Origin of the sequence: Ramlibacter cellulosilyticus (genome assembly GCF_014297465.1) — a bacterium.
GTDB lineage: Bacteria > Pseudomonadota > Gammaproteobacteria > Burkholderiales > Burkholderiaceae_C > Ramlibacter > Ramlibacter cellulosilyticus.
Window position 1 is genome coordinate 695,476 of record NZ_JACORT010000001.1, and the last position, 20,544, is coordinate 716,019.

The window sequence follows — 20,544 nt, forward strand, 5'->3', positions numbered from 1 at the left end:
CCCTATGGCAACCCGCCGCATCGCCGACGAACCCGCCTTCGTCCTGCACCGCTACGACTGGAGCGAATCCAGCCTGATCCTGGAGCTGCTCACGCGGCACCACGGGCGCATCGCGGTCGTGGCGAAAGGGGCGAAGAAGCCCAGCTCCAATTTCCGTCCCGTGCTGCTGCCGCTGCAGCCGTTGCACGTGGCCTTCGGCGGGGACGCGGAGATCCGCACGCTGAAGTCGGCGGAGTGGCTGGGCGGGCAGGTGATGCCGACGGGCGACGCGCTGCTGTCCGGCTACTACCTCAACGAGCTGCTGCTGCGCATGCTCGCGCGCGACGACCCGCATCCGCCGCTGTTCGACGTCTATGCGTCGGCGGTCCGGGTGCTGGCGAGCGACGAACGCCTCACCCTCGAGCCGGCCCTGCGCGCCTTCGAGCTGCTGCTGCTGCGCGAGATCGGCCTGCTGCCGAGCCTGGACGTGCAGACGGCCACGCTGGCGGCCGTGGATCCTTCGCAGCGCTACACCTTGCGCGCGGAAGGCGGCCTGGTGGAAGCGGAAGAGGGCGACGACCGCGGGAGCCTGGCGGGCGGGCAGTGGATCGCCCTGCAGCAGGCGCTGGACGACCCCGCGCCCTTCCACGCCACGCTGCGTCAGGTGGCCGAGATGGGCGAGCTCAAGCCGCAGCTGCGCAGCCTGCTGCACTACCATTGCGGCGTCGCCACCCTGCGCACGCGGCAACTGATGATGGATCTCCAAGCCCTATGAGCCCCGCACGGCCGCCCGAAGGGGCTCTCACCGTAGTACGTAGTACGGAGGTGTTTCTGTGACTGGCACGCTGCTCTCCGTCAACCTCAACAAGGTCGCGCTGGTGCGCAACACGCGCCACCTCGGCATCCCGAGCGTCACGCGCGCGGCCACCCTGTGCCTGCAGGCGGGCGCGCACGGCATCACGGTGCACCCGCGTCCGGACGCGCGCCACATCCGCGCGCACGACGTGCGCGAGCTGCACGCGCTGCTGAAGAAGGACTGGCCGCGGGCCGAGTTCAACATCGAAGGCAATCCCTTCCACAACCTCATGGACTTCGTGCGCGAGCTGCGCCCGCACCAGTGCACCTTCGTGCCGGACAGCGAAGGGCAGTTCACCAGCGACCACGGCTGGGACCTGGAAAGGGACGGCGAGCGCGTGAAGCCGCTGATCGCCGAAGCGAAGTCGCTGGGCGTGCGCGTGAGCCTGTTCATGGATGCGGACCCCCGCATGATCCCGCTGGCCAAGGCCGTGGGCGCCGACCGCATCGAGCTCTACACCGAGCCGTACGCGGCCGCCTGGGGCACCACCCACCAGGGCGAGCAGCTGCGGCGCTTCGCCGCCGCGGCCCAGGCGGCCCATGCTGCGGGACTGGGCGTCAACGCCGGCCACGACCTGAGCCGCGCCAACCTCGCGGACTTCCTGCGGGCCGTGCCCAGCGTGCAGGAAGTCTCGATCGGCCACGCCCTCATCGCCGATGCACTGGAGATGGGCTACGCCGCGACGGTGCGCGCCTACCTGGGCGCCACCCAGTCCGCGCGCATGGGTGGCCACGACCAGTGATCTACGGCATAGGCACCGACATCTGCGACGTGCGGCGCATCCGCGCCTCGCTGGAGCGCCACGGCGACCGCTTCGCGCACAAGATCCTCACCGAGGCGGAGTTCGCCACGTGGAAGGCGCGCAGCGCCCGCTGGCCCGAGCGCGGCGTGCGCTTCCTCGCCACCCGCTTCTCCGCCAAGGAGGCGTTCAGCAAGGCCGTGGGGCTGGGCATGCGCATGCCCATGACCTGGCGGTCCTGCGAGGTGGGCAAGCTCGCCAGCGGCAAGCCGGTGATCGTGCTGCACGGCGAGCTGAAGGCCTGGTGCGAAGCCAAGGGGCTCACCGCGCAGGTGAGCGTGACCGACGAAACCGATTACGCGGCCAGCTTCGTGATCGTGGAACAGGAGAACAAGAAATGAGCGAACACGCCCCGGTGATCATCGACGTCGCCGGCCTGGGCCTTTCCGACGACGACCGCCGCCGCCTGGCGCACCCGCTGGTGGGCGGCATGATCCTGTTCGGCCGCAACTGGCAGGACCGCGAGCAGCTCTCCGCGCTGTGCGCCGAGATCAAGGCGGTGCGGCCGGACCTGCTGGTCTCGGTGGACCACGAAGGCGGCCGCGTGCAGCGCTTCCGCACCGACGGCTTCACCCACCTGCCGCCCATGCGCCGCTTCGGCGAGATGTGGATGCAGGAAGGCGGCCGCGAAGGCGAAGCCGCGATGCAGGCGATGTCCGCGGCCACCGCGGCGGGCTACGTGCTCGGCGCGGAACTGCGGGCCTGCGGCGTGGACTTCAGCTTCACGCCGGTACTGGACCTGGACTACGGCGCCAGCTCGGTGATCGGCGACCGTTCCTTCCACCGCGACCCGCGCATCGCCACGATGCTGGCGCGCTGCCTGATGCAAGGGCTGCTGCAGGCGGGCGTCGCCAACTGCGGCAAGCATTTCCCGGGGCATGGCTACGTGAAGGCCGACTCGCACCTGGAGATCCCGGAAGACGAGCGAGCGCTGGAGGACATCCTCTCCGACGACGCGATCCCGTACGAGTGGCTGGGAACGACGCTGACCAGCGTCATGCCGGCGCACGTGATCTACACGCAGGTGGACCCGCTGCCGGCCGGTTTCTCGCCGCGCTGGCTGCAGGACATCCTGCGCGAGCAGCTGCAGTTCCAGGGCGCGATCTTCAGCGACGACCTGAGCATGGCCGGCGCGCGCAAGATCGAAGGCAAGGACGTGACCTTCACCGAAGCCGCGGTCGCGGCGCTGAACGCCGGCTGCGACATGGTCCTGCTGTGCAACGAGTCGGTGAACAGCCCCGGCGGCAAGTCGATCGACGAGATGCTGGAGTCGCTGGAAACGGCGCTGGAGCGCGGCGACTGGGCCCAGGACGAAATGAGCGAACAGCGCCGCCTGGCCCTGCTGCCCTGCGGCCCGTCGATCACCTGGGATGCCCTGATGACGGAGCCGCGGTACATGCGGGCGCTGCAATTGCTGCCGTGAGGCTCGCAAGAAGAATCTGAACGCAGAGGTCGCAGAGAAAGCGCAGAGGTCGCAGAGAACTTCCCCTGAAGGTTTTCTCTGCGATCTCTGCGTAACCTCTGCGACCTCTGCGTTCCTGGCCCCGCCTTCTCAGCCCTCCCGACGCAGCGCCGGGAACAGGATGATGTCGCGGATGCTCGGGCTGTCGGTCAGCAGCATCATCAGGCGGTCGATGCCGATGCCGCAGCCGCCCGCCGGGGGCATGCCGTATTCGAGGGCGCGGATGAAGTCGTTGTCGAAGAACATGGCTTCGTCGTCGCCCGCGTCCTTGTTGGCCACCTGCGCCTGGAAGCGCGCGGCCTGGTCCTCGGCGTCGTTCAGTTCCGAGAAGCCGTTGGCCATCTCGCGCCCCGTGATGTACAGCTCGAAGCGCTCGGTCACTTCCGGACGCTCGTCGTTCGCGCGCGCCAGCGGCGAGATCTCGGTCGGGTGCTCCATGATGAAGGTCGGCTGCCAGAGCTTCTCCTCCACCTTCTCCTCGAAGTACATCACCTGCAGCGAGGCGAGCGAGCGGGCGGAGAGGCGCTCCTTCTCCTCCGACAGGCCCAGCTTCTTCAGCTGCTGGATGAGCCAGTCGCGGTTGCCCACGTTCTCGCCGGCGTCGGTGTGGCGCACGATCGCCTCGGGAATGGTCAGGCGCTCGAAGGGCTGCGACAGGTCCACTTCCTTGCCGTTGTAGGTCAGCTTGAGCGTGCCCACGGCCTTCTGCGCGGCGTCGCGCAGCAGGGCCTCGGTGAAGTCCATCAGGTCGCGGTAGTTCCAGTAGGCCGCGTAGAACTCCATCATCGTGAACTCGGGGTTGTGGCGCACCGAGATGCCTTCGTTGCGGAAGTTCCGGTTGATCTCGAACACCCGCTCGAAGCCGCCCACCAGCAGGCGCTTGAGGTACAGCTCCGGCGCGATGCGCAGGTACATCTCCTGGTCCAGCGCGTTGTGGTGGGTGATGAAGGGCTTGGCGTTGGCGCCGCCCGGGATCGGGTGGAGCATCGGCGTCTCCACTTCCAGGAAGCCGTGGTGCACCATGAACTCGCGGATGCCCGACATGGCCTTGCTGCGCGCCACGAAGCGCTTGCGCGCCTCCTCGTCGGTCATCAGGTCCACGTAGCGCTGGCGGTACTTCATCTCCTGGTCCGTCATGCCGTGGAACTTGTCCGGCATCGGGCGCAGGCTCTTGGTCAGCAGGCGGATGGAGGTGGCGTGCAGCGACAGCTCGCCGGTGCGCGTCTTGAACAGCTTGCCTTCGGCGCCGACGATGTCGCCCAGGTCCCAGTGCTTGAACGCGGCGTAGGCGTCCTCGCCCACGGCGTCGCGCGTCACGTAGATCTGGATGCGGCCGCTCTGGTCCTGCAGGGTGGCGAAGCTGGCCTTGCCCATGACGCGCTTGAGCATCATGCGGCCGGCGACGCGGGCGACGGTGCCTTCAGACTCGAGCTGCTCGGCCGCCTTCTCGCCATGCGAGGCGTGCAGATGCGAGGCATGCGTGCCGGGCTTGAAGTCGTTGGGGAAGGCCGGGCCGGCGCCCTGGCGATGCGCTTCGCGCAGGGCCTTGAGCTTCTCGCGGCGTTCTGCGATCAGCTGGTTCTCGTCGGTGGGCGGGGTGGTCTGGTCTTGGGACATGTCCGGGCGCGCGCGGCGCGGCTGGGGGGCGAAACCCTCCATTGTAGGTTTCGCGGGGGAGCCCGGCCGTGGGACTCGATAATGCCCACCCATGTTCCTGAAGGCCGGCGCCGTTTCCCTCGCCCTCCTGCTCGCCAGCCGCCTGCTGGGGCTGGTGCGCGAGTCGGCCCAGGCCGCGGCCTTCGGTGCCAGCGGGATGGCCGACGTGGCGGTGCTGATGCTGACCTTGCCGGACATCGTCGCCGGCCTGCTGGCGAGCGGCGCCCTGGCGTACGTGCTGCTGCCGCTGTGGTCGCACGAGGAAGGCGCGCGCGTCGCGGCGAGCCAGCGGCGGGTCGCGCGCTGGCTGCTCGCGGGCGGCGCGGTGCTGGCCCTGGTGCTGGCGCTCGCGCAGCAGCCAGTGGTGCGCTGGCTGGCGGGCGGCCTGCCCCCGGCCATGCAGGGCCTGGCGGGCACGGGGCTCGCGTGGAGCGCCGTCGGCGTACCGCTGGCCCTGCTCGCCGCGCTGTGGGTGACGCGGCTGCAGCACGAACGCGACGTCACCGGCATGTATGCGGCGAACCTGGTCGTCAACGCCGTCCTGATCGCGACCCTGGCCGTCGTCGCCCTGGCGGCGGTGCCGCCCCGCACGGCCATGCTGGTGCTGGCGGCCGGCCTGCTCGCGGCCCTGGTGGCGCGCCTGGCCTGGCTGCACTGGCGCCAGCGGCCGTTCCATGCGGCACCGGTCGCCGTCCCCGTGGCGCTGCCCGCGCCGGCCGTGTGGCTGTGGGCGATTGCCGCGGCGGGCCTGCCGCTCGCCTTGCCCTTCGCGGCCCGGTCGCTCGCCGCGCAGGAGGCGCCCGGCGCGCTGGCCACCTTCAACTACGCCTGGAAGCTGGTGGAGCTGCCGCTGGTGCTGGCGATCCAGCTGGTGGGGACGCTGGCGCTGGGGCCGATCTCGCGCGCCTTGCGCGGAGGCGCCCCCGCCGAAGCCGCCGCGACGATGCGCCGCGGCTTCGCCCTGGCCTGGACGCTCGCCTGCGCCTGCGCGGCCGGCCTGCTGGTCGCCGCGCCGGCCGTGGCGCAGCTTCTCTTCGGCTGGGGCCGCATGCAGCCGCAGGCGCTGGCCGAAGTGGCGCAATGGGGGCGCACGGGGGCCTGGAGCCTGCCGGCGCAGGCGCTGGTCACGATCGCGGTGGCGGCGCTGGCCGCGCAGGAGCGGCTGCGCATCGCGGTGTTCGCCCATGGCGCCGCCTTGGCGGTGCTGCTGTTCGTGGCGCGCGGCGACGGCGGCGAGCTCATGGCCTGGCTGGCCGTCCTCTGGTCCGCGATCGCGCTGGTGCTGCTGCGCGCGCTGCGGCCCGCGGGGCAGGGCTGGATGCCCTGGGTGGCGCTCGGTGCCGCCGGGGGCATGTTGCTGGCCGTGCAGGCCGTGCTGCTCCTGGTGGGCCGTCCGGGCGCCCTGGCCACGCAGTGGGCGGCGGCCATCGTGGCGGGGATCGCGGTTTCGGCGGTTGCGTGGCTCGCCAGCGCGGACCTGCGTGCGGCGCTCGCGCGATAATCCCGGCGGGCATGCTCGAGCTGATACAGATCACGGACGATCCGGCGTTTGCCCAACGCTGCGACGCGTTGGGCGGCTTCCGCCTGTTCGTCGACCTCGAGCGGCTGGGCAAGGCGGAGCGCCAGGCCGGCCGCAACACCTTCATCAGCGCCCACCAGCTCGAGGACGTGGCACGTGTCCGGTCCGTCCTGAAGCGCTCGCCGCTGATGGTCCGCGTGAACCCGGTGCACGAGGGCACCCGCGCCGAAGTGGACGCGGTGCTGGCCCGCGGCGCCGACCGCCTGATGCTCCCGATGTTCGAAGGGGCTGCGCAGCTGGAGGCTTTCGCGGGCATCGTGGCCGGACGTGCCCCGATCGTGGCGCTCCTCGAGACCTCCGCCGCGCTCGCGAGCGTGGAAAGCTGGGCCGGCACGCCCGGCCTGCAGGAGATCTACGTCGGCCTGAACGACCTGCACCTCTCGCTCGGCTGCCGCTTCATGTTCGAACCGCTCGCCGACGGCAGCGTGGAACGCGTGGCGCGTGTCGCACGGGCGCGCGGGCTGCGCTTCGGCTTCGGCGGCATCGCGCGGGTCGACGAGGGCCTGCTGCCGGGCCGCGACGTGCTGGCCGAACACCTGCGACTGGGTTCGCAGGCGGTGATCCTCTCGCGCACCTTCCATCGCGAAGACACCATGGATTTCGAGCGCGAGGTCGGCGCCCTGCGTGCCGCGGAGCGCGAGCTCGCCACGCGCACGCCGGAGCAGGCCGAAGCCGACCGGCAGCGCATCGCGCAACGCATCCGCTCCATCGCCTCCGGACTCGCCGCGCGGCCATGAAGCGCCTGCTGGACCTCCTCCTCGCAGGGACGGTCCTGCTGCTGCTGTCGCCGCTGCTGCTCGCGACGGCGCTCGCCGTGGCCGCCGAGAGCGGCTTCCCGGTGCTGTTCCGGCAGGTGCGCGTCGGCCGCGACGGCCGCACCTTCGGCATGTACAAGTTCCGCAGCATGGTGAAGGACGCGGCGGCCATCGGGCCGTTCAACACGTCCGCCAACGACCCGCGCATCACCCGGGTCGGCCGCTTCATCCGCCGCACCAGCCTGGACGAACTGCCGCAGCTGCTGAACGTGCTGCGCGGTGACATGAGCCTGGTCGGGCCCCGCCCCGACGTGCCGCTGCAGCGTTCCCTCTACGGCGACGCGGACTGGGCGCTGCGCTGCAGCGTCCGGCCCGGCATCACGGGCCTGGCGCAGGTCGTCCTGCGTTCCGAAGGCACCGAGGACCAGCGCCGCGAGCTGGACCTGCGCTACGTGCGCGAGCACGACCTCTGGCTGGACCTGCGCATCCTGTTCATGACCGTCGGCCGCCTGACCGGCCGGGGAGCCAACTGAGATGTGCGGCATCTTCGGCTACTGGGACCGCGAGCGCCGGGCGCTTTCCGCGGACGCGCTCGCCGCCATGGCGCGCTCGCTGGTGCACCGCGGCCCCGACGACGAAGGCATCCACCACGATGCGGCCCGCGGCGTGGCCGTGGGCAACCGGCGCCTCTCGATCATCGACCTCGCGCACGGGCACCAGCCTTTCGTGTCGGACGACGGCCGCATCGCCATCGTGCAGAACGGCGAGATCTTCAACTACGTGGAGCTCGCCGCGGAGCTGCGCGCGCAAGGCGTCCGGCTGGACACGCAGTCCGACACGGAGGTGCTGCTGCGCCTGTACGAACGCGAAGGGCTCGCCTTCGTGCACCGCCTCAACGGCATGTTCGCCATCGCGATCGCCGATGCGCGCGAGGACGCCCTCCTGCTCGTGCGCGACCGCATCGGCGTGAAGCCCTTGTACGTGGCGCAGCAAGGCGCGCGCACGCTCTTCGCCTCCGAGATCAAGGCCCTCCTGCAGGCGCTGCCGGCGCGTCCCGAAGTCGACCTCGAGGCGATCCACCACTACCTCACCTTCAACTACATCCCCGCACCGTGGACGGCGTGGCAAGGCATCCAGCACCTCATGCCGGGCTGCTGGATGAAGTTCACGCGCAGCGGCGTGGAGCAGGGGCGCTGGTGGGACCTCGCCGCGCAGCAGCAGCGCGAACACGACTTCGGTGCCTGGAGCGAGGAGTTCCTCGCCATCCTGGACGACGCGACCCGCATCCGGCTGCGTGCCGACGTGCCCTGGGGCGCCTTCCTGTCGGGCGGCGTGGACTCCAGCACGATCGTCGCCCTGATGGCGCGCCACGTGCAGCAGCCGGTGCGCACCTTCTGCATCGGCTTCGCGGACCCGCGCTTCGACGAATCGGCCTGCGCGGCGCAGGCGGCGCAGCGCTTCGGCTGCGAGCACACCAGCGAGGTCGCGGAGCTGAACATGCTGGATCGCTGGCCGCAGGTGCTGTACCACCTCGACCAGCCGCACGGCGACGCGTCCTTCCTGCCGACCCTGCGCGTGAGCGAGCTGGCGGCGAGGCACGTGAAGGTGGTGCTGACCGGCGACGGCGGCGACGAGCTGTTCGCCGGCTACGAGAAGTACGCGGAGTACTTCGCGCGCCCGGACGCCTTCACGCTGCCGGATGCGGCGTTCCAGCGCAGCTACTTCGACGCGATCTCCCTGTTCACCCCCGAAGCGAAGTCCGCGCTCTATCGCCCCGAGGTCGCGCGCCGCCTGCAGGACGTGGACAGCTTCGACGCCGCGGCGCGGCCCTGGTTCGAGCAGGCCGCGCACTTCGACCGCGTGAACCAGGCGCTGTACCTGGACATGCAACTGCTCCTCTCCGGCAACAACCTCGTCAAGCCGGACCGCATGGGCATGGCCGTGTCGATCGAGGCGCGCACGCCTTTCCTGGACTGGCGGATGATGGAGTTCGCCTTCCGCGCGCCGGGCGCGACCAAGCTCTCGGCCGACGGCGACAAGAAGCACTGGTACAAGCGCGCCGTGACGCCGCTGATCGGCGAGGACCTCGCGTACCGCCGCAAGCAGATGTTCACCGTGCCCGTCGGCGAGTGGTTCCGCAAGGAGAGCCATCCCTGGCTGCGGCAGGTGCTGGGCGCCAGTGCCCTGGTGCAGGAACTGTTCGCGCCGGCGGAAGTGGAGCGCATGCTGGCGCAGCACCGCGACGCCAGCGCCAACTACACGCGCGAGCTGCGGGCGCTGGCGGCCCTGGCGCTGTGGGACGCGCAGCGATGAAGGCGCTGTTCGTGAGCTACGGCGGCGGGCACGTCGAGATGTGCCTGCCGGCGATGCGGGCGCTGCGCGAGCGCGTGCCGGGCTGCGAGGCGCGGCTCCTCGCGCTGACCACGGCGGCGGGCGTCGCGCGGCGTGCGGGCGAGCAGCCGCTGGCATTCCGGGATTTCTGCACCGGCCCGGATGCGGCCCGCGCGCTGGCATTCGGCGAGCAGTTGATCGGCGACCAGCAGCATCCCGACGTGACACGCGAGGAATCGCTCGCCTACCTCGGCCTGAACTTCCTCGAGTGGGTCCAGGCGCTGGGCGAGGAGGGCGCCTGGGCCCGCTGGCACGCTCGAGGCCGGCAGGGATTCCGCCCCGTGCGCCTCATGACGCGCATCCTGCGCGAGCTCGGTTCCGACGTGGTCGTCGCCACCAATTCGCCACGCAGCGAGCAGGCAGCGATCGAAGCCGCGCATGCGCTCGGCATCGCTACGCTCTCGATGGTGGACCTGTTCGCCTTGCCCGGCGATCCTTACCGCGAACGGCAGGTGCACGCGGACCGCATCACGGTGCTGTCCGAAGGCACGCGCCGCAACCTCGTCGAGGCGGGCGTGGATGCCGCTCGCATCGTGGTGACGGGCAATCCCGCGTTCGACGATCTCTCCGGGCCGCAGGCGCAGGAGGCGGCGGCGCGCCTGCGCGCCGAGCGCGGCTGGGGCGAACGCCCGGTCGTGCTCTGGGCGGGCCATATGGAACCCGAGGACGCGGACCCGCGCTGGGCCGGCGCCGCGCTCGGCCAGGCCGTGCAGGACCTGCTGCTGCGCGAGGTGCTGGCGCGCGACGACGCGTGCCTCGCCATCCGCTACCACCCCAACGAGTGGCACCGCTTCACGCCGCCCGCCGCGCACCCGCGCGTGCACTGGAGCCGGCCGGATCGCGAAGGGCTGCTGCCCGTGCTCGCGGCAGCCGACGTCGTCGTCGTGCAGGCGACCACCGTGGGCGCGCAGGCGCACGCCGCCGGCAAGAAGCTGCTGGGGCTTTCCTTCTCGCCGCTGGTGCAGCGTTCGGGGATGGACTACGGCCGCCTCGGCCTGGGCACGGGCGTTCCCGGCCTGGAGGCGCTGCCCGCGCTGCTCGCGCAACAGCTCGCCGCCGTCCGTCGCGATGCCCCGGCCGCCGGGCCGCGCGGGGGCGCGGCGCAGCGCGTGGCGCAGGAAATTGCAGAACTGGCCGCCCGGCCTCCAGGACATCGCCCATGAAGGCGCCCCGCCTCCTTGCCCTCATCCTCGCCCGCGGCGGCAGCAAGCGCCTGCCCGGGAAGAACGTCCGCCCCCTCGCGGGCAAGCCCCTCATCGCGTGGAGCATCGATGCGGCGCGCGCATGTCCCGCGATCGCGGACGTGGTGGTCTCCACCGACGACGAGGCGATCGCCGAGGTCGCGCGCGCCCATGGTGCGCGCGTGCCTTTCCTGCGCCCGCCCGCGCTCGCGGCGGACGACAGCACGTCCGCCGACGCGGCGCTGCACGCGCTCGATTTCCTGCGCGAACATGAAGGCGCGAACTTCGACGCCGTGATCCTGCTGGAGCCGACCTCGCCCTTGCGGGCCAGCACCGACCTGCCCGGCGTGGCGGACCTGTTGGCGCGCCGCTGGGACGAGACGGACGCGGTGGTCACCGTCGGGCGCGTGCAGCTCGAACAGCCCGCGGTCATGAAGCGCATGGACGCCGACGGCCGCCTCGCCCCGTGGACGGAGCCCGCCCCCCCGGACGTCGCCTGGTTCCCCTACGGCGTCGCCTACGCGGTGAAGACCGAGGCCCTGCAGCGCCACCGCACCTTCTATCCGCCCCGGGTGCTGGGGTACACAATCGAACGCTGGCAGAACTACGAAGTCGACGACCTGTTCGACTTCCTCTGCGTGGAAGCCGTGATGCAACATTTCAAGGGAAGGCTGCCGTGAAGGCGCTGGTGATCGGGCTCGGGTCCATGGGGCGGCGCCGCGTGCGCTGCCTGCGCCAGCTGGGCGTGCAGCACATCGAGGGCCACGACGCGCGGGCCGACCGGCGTTCGCAGGCGGCGCAGGAGTACGGCATCGCCGTGCGCGAGCAACTCGCCGCCGCGGACCTGCACGCGTTCGACGTCGTCGTGGTGTCCACGCCGCCGGACCAGCACCACACAGCGATGGCGTGGGCGATCGAGGCGGGCAAGCCCGTGTTCGTCGAGGCGAGCGTGATCCGCGACCCGCTGCCTGCACTCGACGAGAAGGCGCGCGCGAAAGGCGTCGTCGTCGCGCCTTCCTGCACATTGCGCTTCCACGCCGGCATCCGCGACATCACGCGCCTCGTGCATTCGGGCGTGTACGGCAAGGTGTGCAACTTCTCCTACCACTGCGGCCAGTACCTGCCGGACTGGCATCCCTGGGAGAAAGTGTCCGACTACTACGTCTCCAACCCGCTCACCGGCGGCGCGCGCGAGATCGTGCCTTTCGAGCTGACGTGGATGGTGGACGCATTCGGCTGGCCCGCCAAGGTGCAAGGCACGAAGCTGCGCACGACCGACGTGGGCGCCCCCATCGACGACACCTATGCGGCGCTGCTGCGCTTCGAAGGCTGCGTCGGAAGTCTCGTCGTCGACGTCGTCGCCCGCCAGGCCGTGCGCAAGCTGACGCTCAACTTCGAGCGCGCCTCGCTGTCCTGGGACTGGGACGGCGGCGTCGTGCGCGTGTGGGAAGCGGATGCCGGCCGCCTCGTGGAACTGCACCAGCCCAAGAGCGTCGCGCACGCCGGCTACCACCAGAACATCGGCGAAGCGATGTACGTCGCCGAAGTCGACGCCTTCCTCGCCGCGGCGCAGGGCCGCGGCCGCTTCCCCCACACCCTGCAGGACGACATCCGCGTGCTGTCGCTCCTGGAAGAGATCGAGCGATGAGCAGTTCCTTCAGCGAACGCCTGCACCGGGTGATCCCCGGCGGCGCGCACACCTATTCCCGCGGCGACGACCAGTATCCCGCCAACGCGCCGGAGATCCTGGTGAGCGGCAAGGGCGCCTACGTCACGGCCGCCGACGGCCGCACGCTGCTGGACTACGGCATGGGCCTGCGGGCCGTGACGCTGGGCTACGCCGACGAGCGCATCAACCGCGCCGCGATCCGCGGCATGGAGCTGGGCGTGAACCTCACGCGCGCTTCCGTGCTGGAGCTGGAAGCCGCCGAGAAGATCGTGGAGCTCGTGGGCACGGACATGGTGAAGTTCGCGAAGAACGGCTCCAACGTCACGACCGCCGCCGCGAAGGTCGCGCGTGCCTATACGGGCCGGCGCCACGTCTGCGTGCCGCGGCAGCACCCCTTCTTCTCCTTCGACGACTGGTTCATCGGCGCCACGGCCATCAAGCGCGGGATTCCGGAAGTGCACCACGCGACGACGCTGGTGTTCGACTACGGCGACCTCGCCAGCCTGCAGAAGCTGTTCGCCGAACACCCTGGCGACATCGCGGGCGTGATGCTGGAGCCGGCGACGACCGTCGGCCCCTGCGACGCCGCGCCCGGCTACGACCGCATGCGGCCGCCGACGCCCGAAGTCGCCCAGTGGCCGGGCAACTTCCTGCGGCAGGTGCAGGACCTGTGCCGGCGCGAAGGCGCGCTCTTCATCCTCGACGAGATGATCACCGGCTTCCGCTGGGACCTGCGCGGCGCGCAGCACCTCTTCGGCGTGCAGCCGGACCTGAGCACCTTCGGCAAGGGCATGGCCAACGGCTTCGCCGTGGCGGCGCTCGTCGGCCGGCGCGAGGTGATGGAGGTGGGGGCGATCAACCGCCCCGGCCAGGAGCGCACCTTCCTCGTCTCCACCACGCACGGCGGCGAGATGGCGAGCCTCGCCGCCTTCCTCGAAACCGTCGCGGTGTACGAGGAGAAGGAGGTGGTGGGGCACCTCTGGAACTACGGCGCGCAGCTGATCACGGGCCTGGAAACGCTCGCGCGCGAAGCGGGCGTGGAGAAGCACTTCCAGCTGCAGGGCAACGCCATCTCCATGAACTACCTGACTTTCGACCGGCAGGGACAGCCCAGCCTGCCGCTGCGCACGCTCTTCTCGCAGGAGATGATCCGCCACGGCGTGCTGATGCCGTGGATCGCGCAGAGCTTCTCGCATGGCGAGCCCGAGCTGCAGCGCACCCTGGAAGCGGCGCGCAAGGCGCTCGCGGTCTTCGCGCAGGCCGTGGAAGGCGGCGTCGAGCGCTTCCTGCAAGGTCCCGCCATCAAGCCGGTCTTCCGGCAGTTCAACTGATGGCCGCGCAAGACTTCCGCCTCGACGGCAAGACCATCGCGATGACCGGCGCGGCCGGCATCCTGGGGCAAGGCGCCGTCGCCGCCTTCCTGCAGGCAGGTGCGCGCGTCTGTGCCCTCGACCGCAGCGCGCAGGACCTGGACAAGCTGGGCGCCGATGGCGACCGGCTGCTGAAGATCGCCACGGACGTGAGCGACCCCGCCGGCGTGCGTGCCGCCGCCGACCGCCTGCATGCCCACTGGGGCGTCGCCGACGTCTTGTTCAACAACGCGGCAACGAAGAGCGAGAACTTCTTCGCGCCCTTCGAGGAGTTTCCGCTCGAGGACTGGAACGCGGTGATGGCGGTGAACCTGACGGGCGCCATGCTGTGCGCGCAGGCCTTCGGCGCGCCCATGGCGAAGCGCGGCCGCGGCGCGGTCGTGAACACGCTCTCGATCTACGGCATCGTGGCGCCCGACCAGCGCATCTACGAAGGCTCCGAATACCTCGGCCGGCCGATCAACACGCCGGCGATCTACTCCGCCAGCAAGGCAGGTCTCTGGGGCCTGACGCAGTACCTCGCGAGCTACTGGGGCGGGCAGGGCGTGCGCGTGAACGCGATCACGCCGGGCGGCGTGTTCAGCGGGCAGAACGAGACCTTCGTGCGCAACTACTCGCAGCGCGTGCCCCTGGGCCGCATGGCGAGCCGCGACGACATCGTCAACGGCATGCTGTTCCTCGCGAGCGATGCCTCTTCCTACCTGAACGGCCACAACCTCGTGGTCGACGGCGGCTGGACGGTGTGGTGATGGAGCCGGTGTTCGTCATCGCCGAAGCGGGGGTCAACCACAACGGCGACCTCGGCATGGCGCTGGCGCTGTGCGACGCCGCGCGCGCCTCCGGTGCCGACGCCGTGAAGTTCCAGACGTTCCGCGCCGAGGACCTCGTCGTCCCCGGTGCGCCCACCGCGGAATACCAGAAGCGGCAGACCGGCGAACAGGACCAGTTCGGCATGCTGCGCAAGCTGGAGCTCTCGCCGGAGCAGCACGAGCGCATCCGCGACCACTGCTACGCGATCGGCATCGAGTTCTTCTCCACGCCGTTTTCGCTGGAGGCGGTAGACATGCTGGTGGCGCTGGGCGTCCGGCGCATGAAGCTGCCTTCGGGCGAGCTCACGCACCGCGCGCTGGTGGAACACGCCTGCGCCACCGGGCTGCCCGTGCTGCTCTCGACCGGCATGGCCACGCTGGACGAGGTGCGCGAGGCGCTCGCCTGGGCGGCTGGCGCACGCGGTTCCCTGGCCGGCGTGACCGTGCTGCATTGCACCTCCGCCTATCCGGCTCCCGACGCGTCCCTCAACCTGCGCGCGATCGTGACCATGCGCGAGGCCCTGGGCCTGCCGGTCGGCTACTCCGACCACAGCACCGGCATCGAGGCCGCGCTCGCGGCCGTGAGCCTGGGCGCGACCGTCGTCGAGAAGCACCTGACGCTGGACCGCAAGCTGCCGGGCCCGGACCACGCCGCTTCGCTCGAGCCCGGGGACTTCGGCGCGATGGTGCACGGGATCCGGCGCATCACCGCCATGCTCGGCGACGGCGTGAAGGCGCCGCGCCGCGAAGAGCAGGATGCCGCACGCGTGGCCCGCCGCAGCATCGTGGCCAGCACGGACATTCCAGCGGGCACGGCACTGCAGGCCTCCATGCTGGCCTGCCGCCGCCCCGCCGCCGGCATCCCGCCGGCCGAATGGGACCGCGTGGTCGGCCGCACGACGCGCGCCGCCATCGCGGCAGGCAGCGTGCTGCAGTGGGACGCGCTGCAGGACTGAGCGCATGGGCCGGCGTCGCATCCTCTTCCTCACCGGCACGCGGGCCGACTTCGGCCTGATGCTCGCTACGCTGCGGCGCATCCAGGCCACGCCGGGACTGCAGCTGGAGGTGGCCGTGACCGGGACCCACCTGAGCCGGGAGCACGGGCACACGGTCGACGAGGTGCGGGCCAGCGGCCTGCCGGTGCTGGCCGAGATTCCCGTGGACGTGCTCACGCGCACCGGCGCGAGCATGGCGCTCGCCATCGCGGACGTCACGCGCGGCATGACGCAACTGCTCGAACGCGCGCGACCCGACGCGCTGCTGCTGCTCGGGGACCGCGGCGAGATGCTCGCGGGCGCGATCGCCGCGCTGCACGTCGGCGTGCCGGCGGTGCACGTGCATGGCGGCGAGCGCTCCGGCACCGTCGACGAGCCGGTCCGCCACGCGATCAGCAAGCTGGCCGCGTACCACTGCGTCGCGACGGAAGCCGCGCGCGAGCGGCTGGTGAAGATGGGCGAGTGGCCGGAACGGATCGTCCTCACCGGCGCGCCAGGACTCGATGGCTTGCAGGAACTGGCGAACCCATCGCGCGAAGAGACGCTCTCCGCGCTGGGACTGCCCGCAGCGCAGGACTTCGTGCTCGCGCTGTTCCACCCGGTCGTGCAGCAGGCCGGCGAAGCGGCGCAGCAGACGCGCTCGCTGCTGCAGGCCCTCGGCGAGCTGGGCCTTCCCGTCCTCTGGCTGGAGCCGAACGCGGATGCCGGCGCGCGAGAGATCCTGGCGGCCCTGGACGCCGCCGCACTTCCGCCCGGCTCGCGCCGCGTGCAGCACCTGCCGCGCGCGCAGTTCTGCGCCGCGATGCGCCATTGCGCCGTGATGGCGGGCAACTCCTCCTCCGGCATCATCGAAGCAGCGAGCTTCGGCACGCCGGTCGTGAACGTCGGCACGCGCCAGCACATGCGCGAGCACGGCGCGAACGTCGTGGACGTGGGCACGGAGGCCGTCGGCATCCTCGCGGCACTGCGCGCACAGCGCAGCCACGGCCGCTGGCCGTGTGACAATCCCTGGGGCGACGGCCGCGCCGGCGAACGCATCGCGCAAGCGCTCGCGACCCTGCCGCTGGACAGCGCCGTCCTGGAAAAGACCAACAGCTACTGACGTGACGGCCCCCCAACGCATCCTCCTCGTGTTCGGCGCCGGCGGCCATGGCCGCGTGGTGGCGGATGCCGCGCTCGCGCAGGGACGGTGGACCCGCGTGCGGGCGACGGATCGCGATGCGGCGCGCGCCGGCGAGGCCTTGCTGCCGGGCCTGCAGGTCGAAGTGCCGGACGCGGCGGTGGCCGCCAGCACCGAGGTGCACGTCGCGATCGGCTCCCCGGCTTCGCGCGCGCGTGAAGCCCACGCCATCGGCCTGCCGCTCGCCACGGTCCTCCATCCGCATGCTTGCGTCTCGCCCCATGCCGTGATCGACGAAGGCACGTTCGTCGCCGCGCGCGCCGTCGTCGCGCCCGGCGCGCGCGTGGGCCGCTGCGTCATCGTGAACCACGGCGCCGTCGTCGACCACGACGTGGAAGTCGGCGCCTTCACGCACGTCGCACCGCTCGCGGCGTTGGGCGGGAACGTGCGGGTCGGCGAACGCGTGCTGGTCGGTGCTGGCGCCACGGTGCTGCCCGGCGTGCGCATCGCGGACGACATCGTGGTGGGAGCGGGAGCCGTGGTGCGCGAGCACCTGCTGGCGCCCGGGATCTATGCCGGCGTGCCGGCGAGGAGGGTGCGGTGAACGAGCAGCAATTCCGGGCCCTGTGCGTGCCCGCGACGTGCACGATCCGCGAGGCGCTCGACACGCTGGAGCGGACGGCGAAGAACATCCTGCTGGTCCTGGACAGCAAGGGCAAGCTGCGGCGCACGCTCACCGACGGCGACCTGCGCCGCGCCGCCCTCGCGCGCACGCCGGAAGACGCGTTCATCGCCACGCTGCCCGGGCAGGCGCCCATCGTCCTGCCCGAGACCGAAGGCGTCGGCCGCGCGCTGGCGCTGATGGACGAACACCAGGTCGACCAGCTGCCGGTGGTCGACGCGCAAGGCCACCCGGTGGACCTGCTGCTGCGCCGCGAGCTGTCGCAGCGCATCTGGCTGTCCTCGCCACACCTGGGCGAGGAAGAAACCGCTTTCGTCGAGGAAGCCTTCCGCACCAACTGGATCGCGCCGCTGGGCCCGCACGTCGACGGCTTCGAGCGCGAGCTCGCCGCGTACGCCGGCGTGGGCCACGCCGCGGCCCTCAGCTCCGGCACGGCGGCCATCCACCTCGGGCTGCTGCTGCTGGGCGTGCAGCCGGGCGACACGGTCTTCTGCTCCTCGCTCACCTTCGTGGGCAGCTGCAATCCCATCCTGTACTGCGGCGCGCGGCCGGTCTTCATCGACTCGGAGCCGGGCTCCTGGAACATGTCGCCGCAGGCGCTGGAGCGCGCCTTCGCGTGGGCGAAGCGGGAGAACCGCATGCCGCGCTGCGTGGTCCTCGTCAACCTGTACGGCCAGAGCGCCGACATGGATGCGCTCCTGCCCGTGTGCGAGCGCTACGGCGTGCCGGTGCTCGAGGACGCCGCCGAATCGCTCGGCGCCAGCTACAAGGGGCGCAAGAGCGGCAGCTTCGGCCGCGTGGGCGTGTACTCGTTCAACGGCAACAAGATCATCACCACCTCGGGCGGCGGGATGCTGGTGTCCGAGGACGCGGACCTGGTCGTGCGCGCCCGCAAGCTGTCGACGCAGGCGCGCGAGCCCGCGCCGCACTACGAGCACGTGGAGGTGGGCTTCAACTACCGCATGAGCAACGTGCTGGCCGGCATCGGCCGCGGCCAGCTGCGCGTGCTGGACCAGCGCGTGCAGCGCCGGCGCGAGGTGCACGAGATCTACCGGCACGCGCTCGCCGACGTGCCCGAGGTGCAGTGGATGCCCGAGCCGGACGGCATGCACTCCACGCGCTGGCTCACCTGCATGCTGCTGCAGGGCGCAGACGCGGACCGCCGGCGCGACCACGTGCTGCGCAGCCTCGAGCGCCATTCGATCGAGGCGCGGCCCGTGTGGAAGCCCATGCACCTGCAGCCGCTGTTCCGCGGCGCGCCTTACTTCGCGCATGCGGAAGGCGACGACGTCTCCGCGCGCCTGTTCTCGGCCGGCCTGTGCCTGCCCTCGGGTTCCAACCTCGCGGACGAACAGCTCGCCCGCGTCATCGACCACTTGCGGCGCGCCCTGCAGCGCGCGGAGGCGCTGGGTGCAGCGGCTGCTGTCTAGGTACGCGCTCTCGCTGCTGGCGCTGGACCTCGCCCTGGGCCTCGCGGCCTGGTGGGCGGCGTTCTGGCTGCGCTTCAACTTCGAGATCCCGGACGAATTCGAGCGGCTCGCGCTCGATGCGAGCGGCTGGTGCGTGCTGGGGCTCGCCGCCGGCCTCGTCGTGCGCCGCGTCGACCGCCAGGTCTGGACGTACATCGGCCTGCCGGAATTCCGGCAGCTCGCGGGCGGCGTGTTCCTCGGCGCGGTCTTCACCGCGGTGGCCGTGCTCATGCTGCGCATCCCCGAGTTCCCGCGGTCGGTGCTGCTGCTGCAGCCGCTGCTCGCCTTCCTGTTGATGGGAACGGCGCGCGCCTCCTGGCGCACCTGGGCCGAGCGCGGCGCGCACGGGCAGGGCGGCACGCCGGTCGTGGTGGTCGGATCGCTCGACGAAGCGGCGGGCGCGCTGCGTGCCTTGCGCGGCTCGCAGCGCTGGCGCGCGGTCGGCATCGTGTCGCCGCTTGCCGCCGAGCGCGGGCGCTCGCTGCAGCAGGTGCGGGTGCTGGGTACCGTGGACGATCTGCCGCAAGTGTGTGAAGCGGCCGATGCGCGCACCGCGCTCGTCGCGAGCCCGCCCGGCTCGGACGAGCGCCGCCAGGCGCTGCTGCTTGCGTCCGAGGCGCACATCTCGCTGCTCACGCTGCCGCGCCCGGACGAGTGGCTCAAGGCGGAGAGCACCGGCCCGCGCAAGATCGAGCTGGAAGACCTGCTCGGTCGCGCGCCGGTGGCATTGGACGTCGCGGGCCTGGCCGAACTCTTCTCGGGACAGGTGGTCGCCGTCACCGGCGCCGGCGGCTCCATCGGCTCCGAGCTGTGCCGCCAGATCGCCCGCTTCGGCGTCGGCAAGCTGGTGTGCATCGACGTCTCCGAGTACGGCATCTACCAGCTCGAACAGGAGCTGCGCCGCTCGCACCCGCAGATGCAGGGCATCTACTACACGGCCAACGTCCGCGAGTACGAGCGGCTGCACGCCATCCTCTGCCAGCATCGTCCCGCGGTGGTGTTCCACGCGGCCGCGTACAAGCACGTGCCGCTCATGGAGGAGTGCAACGAGATCGAGGCGCTGCGCACCAACGTGCTCGGCACGCTGCATGCGGCCCGTGCCGCGTCCGCTTGCGGCGCGAAGCGCTTCGTGCTGATCTCCACCGACAAGGCGGTGAACCCCACCAACGTGATGGGCGCGAGCAAGCGGCTGGCCGAACTCATGCTGCAGGCGCTCGCGGCGCGCGAGCCGCGCACGCAGTTCGTGTCCGTGCGCTTCGGCAACGTGCTCGGCTCCAGCGGTTCGGTGGTGCCGCTGTTCACGCAGCAGATCGAGCGCGGCGGGCCGGTGACGGTGACGCACCCGGAGATCGTGCGCTACTTCATGACCATTCCCGAGGCGGCGCAGCTCGTGCTGCAGGCGGGCCTGATGGGGCGCTCGGGCCAGATCTTCGTGCTCGACATGGGCGAGCCCGTGAAGATCGTGGAGCTCGCGCGCATGCTGATCCGGCTCTCGGGCAAGACGGAGCAGGAGGTGCCCATCACCTTCACCGGCCTGCGCCCGGGCGAGAAGCTGTACGAGGAACTGCTCGCCGACGACGAAACCACCGAGCCCACGCCGCACGCCAAGCTGCGCATCGCGAAGACGGGCGGCGCGCTGCCGGACGTCGATGCGGTCGTGCGCTGGATCTCCGACGCAGGTGCCTTGCCGCAGGGCACGCCCTTGCGCGAGTGGCTGCGCGCGCAGGTGCCGGAGTACGGGCCGCGCTGACCGTGCCGCCGGGCATGTAGTT

General features: G+C 71.3%; 19 protein-coding genes. 18 read left to right on the forward strand and 1 reads right to left on the reverse strand.

Going from position 1 to position 20,544, the window contains the following annotated elements:
* The first annotated feature begins 4 nt into the window (after positions 1-4).
* The 4 genes from recO to nagZ are packed head-to-tail and all read left to right on the forward strand — an operon-like array spanning position 5 to position 3,057.
* A complete protein-coding gene (gene recO / locus H8N03_RS03455; RefSeq protein WP_187074708.1) occupies positions 5-754 on the forward strand; it encodes a DNA repair protein RecO in 750 nt (249 codons plus the stop codon).
* Between the two features lie 58 nt (positions 755-812).
* Positions 813-1,577: a pyridoxine 5'-phosphate synthase gene (locus H8N03_RS03460; RefSeq protein ID WP_187074709.1), complete on the forward strand. Its 765-nt coding sequence runs from the start codon at positions 813-815 to the stop codon at positions 1,575-1,577.
* Positions 1,574-1,975, forward strand: coding sequence for a holo-ACP synthase (gene acpS / locus H8N03_RS03465; protein WP_187074710.1), 402 nt, complete (start codon positions 1,574-1,576; stop codon positions 1,973-1,975). Before H8N03_RS03460 ends, acpS begins: the two co-directional genes overlap by 4 nt.
* Complete coding sequence (gene nagZ, locus H8N03_RS03470) at positions 1,972-3,057, forward strand: beta-N-acetylhexosaminidase (protein ID WP_187074711.1); 1,086 nt, start codon at positions 1,972-1,974, stop codon at positions 3,055-3,057. The genes acpS and nagZ overlap by 4 nt, the downstream gene beginning before the upstream one ends.
* A 129-nt stretch (positions 3,058-3,186) precedes the next feature.
* Here the strand turns inward: nagZ and lysS are convergent, their stop codons facing one another.
* Positions 3,187-4,713, reverse strand: a complete 1,527-nt coding sequence (gene lysS, locus H8N03_RS03475) for a lysine--tRNA ligase (RefSeq protein ID WP_187074712.1) — start codon at positions 4,711-4,713, stop codon at positions 3,187-3,189.
* 91 nt (positions 4,714-4,804) lie between these two features.
* Between lysS and H8N03_RS03480 the strand changes: the two genes are divergently transcribed.
* The 14 genes from H8N03_RS03480 to H8N03_RS03545 are packed head-to-tail and all read left to right on the forward strand — an operon-like array spanning position 4,805 to position 20,522.
* Positions 4,805-6,253 carry a lipid II flippase MurJ gene (locus tag H8N03_RS03480; RefSeq protein WP_187074713.1) on the forward strand — a complete coding sequence of 483 codons (1,449 nt, stop codon included), beginning with the start codon at positions 4,805-4,807 and terminating at the stop codon, positions 6,251-6,253.
* 11 nt (positions 6,254-6,264) lie between these two features.
* Positions 6,265-7,068 (forward strand): aldolase/citrate lyase family protein, encoded by an 804-nt coding sequence (locus H8N03_RS03485; protein WP_187074714.1) that lies wholly within the window; start codon positions 6,265-6,267, stop codon positions 7,066-7,068.
* Entirely contained in the window at positions 7,065-7,619 is a 555-nt protein-coding gene (locus H8N03_RS03490) for a sugar transferase (RefSeq protein WP_187074715.1), read from the forward strand. The genes H8N03_RS03485 and H8N03_RS03490 overlap by 4 nt, the downstream gene beginning before the upstream one ends.
* Position 7,620: 1 nt before the next feature.
* The gene (gene asnB, locus H8N03_RS03495; RefSeq protein WP_187074716.1) at positions 7,621-9,399 is read left to right on the forward strand and encodes an asparagine synthase (glutamine-hydrolyzing); all 1,779 of its coding nucleotides are present in this window, start codon (positions 7,621-7,623) and stop codon (positions 9,397-9,399) included.
* Complete coding sequence (locus H8N03_RS03500) at positions 9,396-10,640, forward strand: UDP-glycosyltransferase (protein ID WP_187074717.1); 1,245 nt, start codon at positions 9,396-9,398, stop codon at positions 10,638-10,640. The genes asnB and H8N03_RS03500 overlap by 4 nt, the downstream gene beginning before the upstream one ends.
* Positions 10,637-11,338: an acylneuraminate cytidylyltransferase family protein gene (locus H8N03_RS03505; RefSeq protein WP_187074718.1), complete on the forward strand. Its 702-nt coding sequence runs from the start codon at positions 10,637-10,639 to the stop codon at positions 11,336-11,338. Before H8N03_RS03500 ends, H8N03_RS03505 begins: the two co-directional genes overlap by 4 nt.
* Positions 11,335-12,306 (forward strand): Gfo/Idh/MocA family protein, encoded by a 972-nt coding sequence (locus H8N03_RS03510; RefSeq protein WP_187074719.1) that lies wholly within the window; start codon positions 11,335-11,337, stop codon positions 12,304-12,306. The genes H8N03_RS03505 and H8N03_RS03510 overlap by 4 nt, the downstream gene beginning before the upstream one ends.
* On the forward strand, positions 12,303-13,658 hold the full coding sequence (locus tag H8N03_RS03515) for a glutamate-1-semialdehyde 2,1-aminomutase (protein WP_187074720.1): 1,356 nt from the start codon (positions 12,303-12,305) through the stop codon (positions 13,656-13,658). The genes H8N03_RS03510 and H8N03_RS03515 overlap by 4 nt, the downstream gene beginning before the upstream one ends.
* Complete coding sequence (locus H8N03_RS03520; protein ID WP_187074721.1) at positions 13,658-14,446, forward strand: SDR family oxidoreductase; 789 nt, start codon at positions 13,658-13,660, stop codon at positions 14,444-14,446. The genes H8N03_RS03515 and H8N03_RS03520 overlap by 1 nt, the downstream gene beginning before the upstream one ends.
* Positions 14,446-15,462 (forward strand): N-acetylneuraminate synthase, encoded by a 1,017-nt coding sequence (gene neuB / locus H8N03_RS03525; protein WP_187074722.1) that lies wholly within the window; start codon positions 14,446-14,448, stop codon positions 15,460-15,462. Before H8N03_RS03520 ends, neuB begins: the two co-directional genes overlap by 1 nt.
* A 4-nt stretch (positions 15,463-15,466) precedes the next feature.
* The gene (neuC, locus tag H8N03_RS03530) at positions 15,467-16,603 is read left to right on the forward strand and encodes a UDP-N-acetylglucosamine 2-epimerase (RefSeq protein WP_187074723.1); all 1,137 of its coding nucleotides are present in this window, start codon (positions 15,467-15,469) and stop codon (positions 16,601-16,603) included.
* A gap of 1 nt (position 16,604) precedes the next feature.
* Complete coding sequence (locus H8N03_RS03535; RefSeq protein WP_187074724.1) at positions 16,605-17,225, forward strand: acetyltransferase; 621 nt, start codon at positions 16,605-16,607, stop codon at positions 17,223-17,225.
* Positions 17,222-18,733 (forward strand): DegT/DnrJ/EryC1/StrS family aminotransferase, encoded by a 1,512-nt coding sequence (locus H8N03_RS03540; protein ID WP_187074725.1) that lies wholly within the window; start codon positions 17,222-17,224, stop codon positions 18,731-18,733. Before H8N03_RS03535 ends, H8N03_RS03540 begins: the two co-directional genes overlap by 4 nt.
* On the forward strand, positions 18,714-20,522 hold the full coding sequence (locus tag H8N03_RS03545; RefSeq protein WP_354005069.1) for a polysaccharide biosynthesis protein: 1,809 nt from the start codon (positions 18,714-18,716) through the stop codon (positions 20,520-20,522). The genes H8N03_RS03540 and H8N03_RS03545 overlap by 20 nt, the downstream gene beginning before the upstream one ends.
* Positions 20,523-20,544: the final 22 nt, after the last annotated feature.